Genomic DNA, 644 nt, shown 5'->3' on the forward strand with positions numbered 1-644 from the left:
CCTTCATCGGCTCTTGGTGCCTAGACATCCACCGATTGCCCTTAGTAGCTTGTCAAAACAACAACAAAAACAACTACTGAAGATGCTCGCGTCCACTATACAGTTCTCAAAATACGGGCAGGATTACCGACCCAAACCACCACTTACATCGAAGATCCTTCAACCCAGGGAAAACACACCCAGACCCAAGAACCCCACCCGCAGTTTGGTGAGAGCCGGCCCCAGCCACACAGCTACACCAGATCCGCAAAGATCCGGTGCAGTAGTGACCCAGAAAAACCAGTCCATCTCTCCGAAGAGATCCGGCCCGATTCCTCAGGACCCAACAGCGCGCCTCGGCCACTCCCTCATTCATCACTCACGTTCCACGCTCACCCTCCCGAAGAAGAGCTCGCAGTACTAGATCGATCCGACGAGTTCGCAGCCTAATGGTCAATGTTCCACATTCCGAAGCACCGTCGCCTTGAGACGTTTGCTCAAGAAACGACGAATTGACGACCACCCTTACGGGTTGATCGCCGAATGCTCCTTAGAAAGGAGGTGATCCAGCCGCACCTTCCGGTACGGCTACCTTGTTACGACTTCGTCCTAATCGCCAGCCCCACCTTCGACGGCTCCCTCCACAAGGGTTAGGCCACCGGCTT

General features: G+C 54.8%; 1 rRNA gene. It reads right to left on the minus strand.

Annotation, left to right across the window (positions count from 1 at the left end):
- Nucleotides 1-533 precede the first annotated feature (533 nt).
- Nucleotides 534-644: ribosomal RNA gene (locus tag ABD768_RS42995) — 16S ribosomal RNA — on the minus strand; the annotation flags it as partial.

The organism is Kribbella ginsengisoli (genome assembly GCF_039537185.1).
Lineage (GTDB): Bacteria > Actinomycetota > Actinomycetes > Propionibacteriales > Kribbellaceae > Kribbella > Kribbella koreensis.